Annotated in this window: 5 protein-coding genes; 1 reads left to right on the top strand and 4 read right to left on the bottom strand. The window is 56.8% G+C overall.

Annotated elements, in window-relative coordinates; genetic code table 11:
* Window positions 1-582 (top strand): LysR substrate-binding domain-containing protein (locus I9182_RS18130; RefSeq protein WP_245222715.1); only part of this gene is annotated, 582 nt, incomplete at its 5' end.
* On the opposite strand, the gene I9182_RS18125 is transcribed toward I9182_RS18130, so the two are convergent.
* The 4 genes from I9182_RS18125 to I9182_RS18110 all read right to left on the bottom strand — a co-directional run bounded on the left by I9182_RS18125 (window position 570) and on the right by I9182_RS18110 (window position 6,128).
* Window positions 570-1,334, bottom strand: coding sequence for an SDR family NAD(P)-dependent oxidoreductase (locus I9182_RS18125; RefSeq protein WP_170486583.1), 765 nt, complete (start codon window positions 1,332-1,334; stop codon window positions 570-572). The genes I9182_RS18130 and I9182_RS18125 overlap by 13 nt on opposite strands.
* Window positions 1,335-1,741: 407 nt before the next feature.
* Window positions 1,742-2,884, bottom strand: a complete 1,143-nt coding sequence (locus I9182_RS18120; RefSeq protein WP_010443828.1) for a serine hydrolase domain-containing protein — start codon at window positions 2,882-2,884, stop codon at window positions 1,742-1,744.
* Window positions 2,881-4,971: an acetate--CoA ligase family protein gene (locus I9182_RS18115; RefSeq protein WP_209599175.1), complete on the bottom strand. Its 2,091-nt coding sequence runs from the start codon at window positions 4,969-4,971 to the stop codon at window positions 2,881-2,883. Before I9182_RS18115 ends, I9182_RS18120 begins: the two co-directional genes overlap by 4 nt.
* The gene (locus I9182_RS18110; protein ID WP_245222714.1) at window positions 4,968-6,128 is read right to left on the bottom strand and encodes an acyl-CoA dehydrogenase; all 1,161 of its coding nucleotides are present in this window, start codon (window positions 6,126-6,128) and stop codon (window positions 4,968-4,970) included. Before I9182_RS18110 ends, I9182_RS18115 begins: the two co-directional genes overlap by 4 nt.
* Window positions 6,129-6,134: the final 6 nt, after the last annotated feature.

The following is a 6,134-nucleotide window of genomic DNA, read 5'->3' as shown; positions in this document are numbered from 1 at the left end:
CATCTCCTTTGCTGCAATAAATGCTATCAAAGGAGCGGCATCAAACCGCGACACGTCCAGTTCGACAATGAGCGGTTTGATCTCGATATCCAATACGGCACAGGGAAGTGGCCAGGATACAAAGCCGACCGGTTAACTTGGGAGGTGATCAAACCGGTTTGCTCTCCAATTTTGCTTGAGGGTTCCAAAGCGATCCGCAAACCAGATGATCTTGCCCACCATCGCCTGCTACACGTGCTCGGTTACGAGGAGGGTTGGGCTGACTGGTTGCGTTATGCAAAGGCAAGCGGTGTCAACTCGGGACAGGGGTTACAGTTCGACACCTCGCTGCTTGCTTTCGAGTTTGCCTCTCGTGGTGGCGGTGTAGCTTTAGCACGGTCCTCAATGTGCGGCGTCGAGATCGAGCGCGGACGACTTGTTGAACCCTTCGAGCTCGAAGCGCCCCTGCAGGAGGCTTTCTACTTGATCGCACCGGAAGCGGATCGCGACCATCCTGATGCCCAAAATTTTCGCGAGTGGCTGATCGAGACGTCAGAAAACGACCTCGAAAACAAGCGCATTCGAGAGACCTATCCGGCTTGAAGCCGCACGCCTGCGTCAAGACGAATGGTCTCGCCGTTCAGCATTGGGGTTTGGATGATGTTAACGGCAAGGCGCCCAAATTCCGCGGGCTCGCCAAACCTGTTTGGAAACATCCGGCCATCTAGCATCCCGTCGATTACCTCCTGCGGAATATGATCAGCGATCGGAGTGCGAAATAATCCGGGCGCAATTGTCATGACCCGCACTCCGCGGGGCATGAATTCACGGGCGGCCTGCAATGTCAGACTGGCAATCGCGCCCTTTGAAGCCACATAAGCCCCCTGCCCAATTTGACCCTCGATTGAAGTAATCGAGCCTGTGTTGATGATAATCCCGCGCTCGCCATCTTGATTGAGCGGCTCCTGCTGCATCATCCGGGCTGCGCATTTCGTCATGACGCTGACGGTTCCCATCAGGTTGACGTTGATCACCTTCGCGAAAGCTTCCATATCAACTGGACCGTCCCGTCCGACAAGTCGCATACCGCCGGGGATGCCCGCACAGTTGACAACTATGCGAATTGGTCCGCTCCGGTCTTCGGCCAGATCCAAAGCGGCCTCGACCGCAGAACTGTTGATAACATCACAACCTATGCCAAGCGCGCCGATTTCCGCTGCCGCGTTTTTTACCCGAACTTCATCGAGGTCCAGCAAGGTAACTCGTGCTCCGGCTTTGCTGAGCGCCTGTGCAGTAGCAAGCCCCAGTCCTGATCCTGCCCCGGTCACGATCGCAGATAGTCCTTCAATATCCATGCGTGATAATCTCCGTTTGTTCAAAACTTCTTAACCCAGAACCAGAAGTTAAACATCGAAGTTCTATTTACCCTTTGGCCAACCAAAAATCATTTTGCCTCCGCGTGCAGTGCAATATGTCGGGACGGACGGGTCACAAACCTGCGCTGTTGTTTGGAACAATTGCTCCGCGATAAGCGACTTCAGGCGGGTTGAGTCACACCCGCGACATGCCTTGTTGACAACTTCGGCAGGATATCCCGACAGACGTAAATGCCGCGCTGAGAAGAAGTTCAGTTTAGGTGATCGAAACTGGATGATCGAAGAGTGGGTCGGATCACTCTAAAAGATTCGGCCCAGGTCAAGGACTGCAAAGCGGCCAATCCGTGCCTTCCCCGCTGACACCTAGCTCGGCAACTGCAAACCCGTCAAATGACAGAAAGGCAGACGTCTCGAAGCGTTGTGGCCAGCTCTCCCATATAGGTGTCATCGTAACCCGAGTCATTCTCCAGCACACTTAAGAATGCACAGCTGGTGCCGGTGACCATATCCACCATGAGGAACTGCCCTCCATAGCCAGCATGACCGATTAATCGACCGTCGGTCATGGTCTGGTTTGAGTACTTGAGCCAATTCTTGGGTGGTGTCATCGCTGGCGCGCGGCGGATCAGAGTTTTTTGCAGGAAACCGGTGTTGGCCATAGGTCGACCGTGCAGGTCGCGGCCTTCCCGCGCCAGTAGCAACCCGAACCGCGCGAGGTCGCGCACGCTTAGGCAACCGCCACCGGAAAACGCTGGGTGCCCGTCCTTGCTGAGGCTGATGTGAAACGCGCCCTCGTATCCTGCGGCATCAGCAATCTCTTCGATTTGCTCAGCCATTGGAATGGGCGAAACCTTGGCCGCTATCAGGGTCAGGACATCCGTGTTCGCGGATTTATAATCGGCTTGTCGCACCCCCGAGTTTGCCCTGAAACCAGTAATCGAGGCCGCAAATTCCGCAAGCGTGATTTCCTTTTCACCCACGCCGGGCAAGCGCCAACCCAAGGCGACCTCTTCAGTATAGCAGTCGGCATCGGGGTCAGCATAATCCTCGGTGAAGTCGTTATCGACGTTCATATCGAGCAGAGATTGAATGCTGGCCTCGGCATACCCGCTGCCGATACCCGGCAGATAGTCGCGGACCTGCGCGTCCAATGACAACAGCCCCTGTGCAAGCAGACGACCTATGATTAAGTGGATGTGTAGCTTTGTCACTGACTGGATGGAATGCGGCGCTGAGGTCGAAAAATCATCTGCGGCTTTTTCCAGAATGATCTGGTCATTCTTTAAACAGCAGAACGCAGAGAAAGCCGGATGGGCAAGCATTTGTGCCAGTTCAGGCACTCGGGCGCACAGATTCTGCTCGGCGGCTTCCAGCTGCAAAACCTCTCTGGAACGCACCATGAGACATCGGCGGAACAGCCGATATGCATTGTGGAACCCATGCCGGCGAAATTCCGGCTGGTTCCACCGCTGCTTGTTGTCGTCTCCAACAGCCAGATCGGGATTGGGTATGATCCTATTCCTGCTCATGACCGGGGCACCTGGATCAGGGCATCAACGGCGACGATGTGATCTGGGTAGACAAACATAGGGTTGATCTCGATTTCTGCGACCTCGCCGCGCGCCTTTAGGAATTCAGTGCACAACCGGTGTAGCGCATCCGCAATTCGTGGAATGTCCGCCTGTCGACTGCCCCGGTACCCCTCTAACAAGCGAGCTACACGGAGCGAACACAATGCGCGCTCGATCTCGTCTTTTGAGGCAGGCAACAACACAGTGCGCGCATCTCGGACCAATTCGGTCAAAACACCGCCGCTACCGATGACCAAACTGGGACCAAATTGCGGATCAGCACGCAGCGTGACGATCAGCTCTGCAAGCGGCTTGGGCGACATGGCTTCGATCAAGAAGCGATCCGTCACCGCCGCGCGGTCATACGCCGCAACCGATGCCGTCATTGCCTTGATCGCCGAAGACAGCCCCTCTGCATCCTTGATCCCCAAAGCGACCGCGCCCGCTTCGGTCTTGTGAGGCAAGCTTGGTGACATCATTTTCAGTGCGACCGGATAGCCGATATCCTGCGCAACGCCAGCTGCCTCGGCCGCATTGCAGACATGTCCGTTTGGCACAGCAACAGCCATTTGCCTGAGCCAGGATTTACCTTTGTCTTCGGTCAATACCATTGGGTTCTGTATAGTTGCACCGGGTCGCAAGGCAGCAGGCCGGTCAATCCTTGTCCGCGCCCTTGCTTCGGACCACCAAATAGCATCACGCATGGCATTCAACGTCTCGTGAATACCCTGCATAGGCGCAACCCCCAGTTCAATGAGATGTCTGCGGGTCCCACGATCAAGATTTTCAGGTAGGGTCGCGCAGATCGCTGCCGGGACGGAGTGTTCCTGAGCGGCCTGCGCAAAAGCTGCAGCATCGTTCTGGTAGTAGATCTTGGACGCGTCCAACCCTTCTGCCGGGTAGTCCTGCACCAGAACAGCCAGATCCGCGTTGAGGGCCGATAGCGCCGTGGCAAAAACCGGGTAAGTCTTATCGCCCTGTCCCCAGATCGGGGTTGTATAGTCCAGCGGGTTGGAAACCGTCGCGATCTCAGGCAGCAAACTGGTCAGGCTTTCCTGCCCTGCAGAGCCCACTTTGGGAAAGCACACACCAATCCTTTCCGAGTGATCTGCGAGCATCGTCGCCCCGCCCCCAGAACAGGTAAAGCCAGCGACACGCCTGCCTTGCGGCGCGCCTGCTACGCAGAGGTACTTCAGCGTTTCTAGAAACTGCGACGGGCTGGTGACGTCGATCACCCCGGTGCGATCAAACAGTGCCTGATAAAGCTCGCTCGAACCAGACAGAGAGCCGGTGTGACTGACCGTCAGAGTCGCCCCAATGGCGGAATTGCCGGTCTTCAGTGCGACAACCGGAACCCCCCGATCCAGGGCTTTCAGCGCGGCGCGTTCAAAAGCAGCAATGTCACGCAACCCTTCGATGTGCAATCCAATGGCGCGCACAGCCGGGTCTTCAGCAAAGGCATCCAGGAATTCCTCAATCCCCAAGACCGCCTGATTGCCTGCAGAAACCATATAGGCCATTGGCAAGGAACGCGCGCTCATTGTGATGTCGGATGAGAACATACCGGACTGGGTAACGATCGCTGCACCGTATCCCGGCGACCAGCCGCCATGTTCAAATGACCAAAGAGCGGCATTGTCGATATAGTTGATCATGCCATAGCAGTTTGGGCCGATCAGAGCCATATCTCCGGCGACTTCGATCAGATCTCGTTCCGATTGTATGTCGCCAGTTTCCTTGAAGCCCGCGGAAAAACAAACGACACCACCTGCACCCATCTGTTCCAATTCTCTCAGGGCATCAGTCACCCCGGCCGCAGGGATAGCGAGATAGACGGCATCAGGTGGCTCCGGCAGGTCCGAGATGCTGGGAACACAGCCCACGCCATCCAGATCGGCGCGTTTGGGATTAACGGCCCACATTTGCCCTTGAAATCCACGCCGGCGGGCTTCGCGCACGGCAATGGTCGCATCACGTCCACCAATAAACGCGATGTGGCGCGGCTTTAAGAGACGCTCAAGGTTTTCGCGCCGCGCCGGCGTCATGCGCCAAGTGGCCTCAGGATGGACCTGGTGATGATGTGGCGTTGGATTTCGCTGGTGCCGTCCCAAATCCGCTCCAATCGGCTATCGCGCCAGAACCGTTGGATCGGCATTTCCTCCATCAATCCCATGCCACCAAAAATCTGAACGGCATCATCGGCGATTTTGTTGAGCATCTCTGAGCAGTAAACCTTGACCATTGCCGCATCTGCATCACCCATGACACCCGCTTCGGCACGTGCAACGGCGTCTTGCACCATCAGATCGGCCGCGCGCAACGTCATCGCACCGTCCGCCAAACGGAAGCCGGTGGCCTGAAACGTACCGATCGGTTTACCGAATTGCTTGCGCGTTGCGGCCCACTCGGTCGCCAGGTCAAGGATGCGTTCGGCCTTACCGCAGCAGGTCGCGCCGACCCAGATACGCCCCATGCCGAGCCACTTTCCCGACAGCTCAAGCCCGCGACCCTCTTCGCCCAGGATCTGGTCCGGACCAAGACGCACATTGTCGAAACTCAACTCAAAAGTCTTGTAACCGCGATAGCTGACGCAATGCGTCCCTTCGCGGCAGTCGAACCCCGGAAGGCCCACATCGACCAGAAAAGCCGTCACCCGTTTGCGTGGGCCGCGTGGTGTTTCATCTGTGCCAGTTGCAGCAAATACAATCGCGAAATCCGGCATGCAGGGACCGGAGATAAAGTGTTTGGATCCATTCAGGATCCAGTCATCCCCGTCGCGTATCGCATTGGTCTTCATCCCCATGACATCCGAACCTGCGTCAGGCTCTGTCAAGGCAAAGAGCTCACGCTTTTCACCGCGCACGGCAGGAAGCAAATATCGCTCACGCTGGTCTCCTTCGCAGGCCATCAGCAATTCCGTCGGGCGCGCCGCCCAGCTTTGTAGCGCATGGCTTGTACGGCCGTATTCCCGCTCGATCAGGGACATGGGTCCATATCCCAGCCCTCCGCCACCGACCTCTTCGGGCAGGTTGCAGGCGAAGAGGCCCAATTCATGCGACCTCGCCTCAATCTGGCGGCCGATCTCCTCGGGCACATAGCCTAAGCGGTCCACCTCTCCTTCATGCGGATACATCTCTGTTTCGACAAATCGGCGAACAGTGCTAACCAGAAGCTCTGTTTCGTGACGGGTTTCCAGATTCATGGCAGC

The organism is Ruegeria sp. HKCCSP351 (assembly GCF_017872535.1).
Lineage (GTDB): Bacteria > Pseudomonadota > Alphaproteobacteria > Rhodobacterales > Rhodobacteraceae > Ruegeria.
The sequence above is the reverse complement of the archived record's forward strand: the minus strand, read 5'-3'. Positions and strand labels throughout refer to the sequence as shown.

What these genes read in the sequence shown, in the direction of transcription:
- I9182_RS18110 (WP_245222714.1), bottom strand. Translation starts at nt 6,128, where the DNA reads ATGAATCTGGAAACCCGTCACGAAACAGAGCTTCTGGTTAGCACTGTT.
- I9182_RS18115 (WP_209599175.1), bottom strand. Translation starts at nt 4,971, where the DNA reads ATGACGCCGGCGCGGCGCGAAAACCTTGAGCGTCTCTTAAAGCCGCGC.
- I9182_RS18120 (WP_010443828.1), bottom strand. Translation starts at nt 2,884, where the DNA reads ATGAGCAGGAATAGGATCATACCCAATCCCGATCTGGCTGTTGGAGAC.
- I9182_RS18125 (WP_170486583.1), bottom strand. Translation starts at nt 1,334, where the DNA reads ATGGATATTGAAGGACTATCTGCGATCGTGACCGGGGCAGGATCAGGA.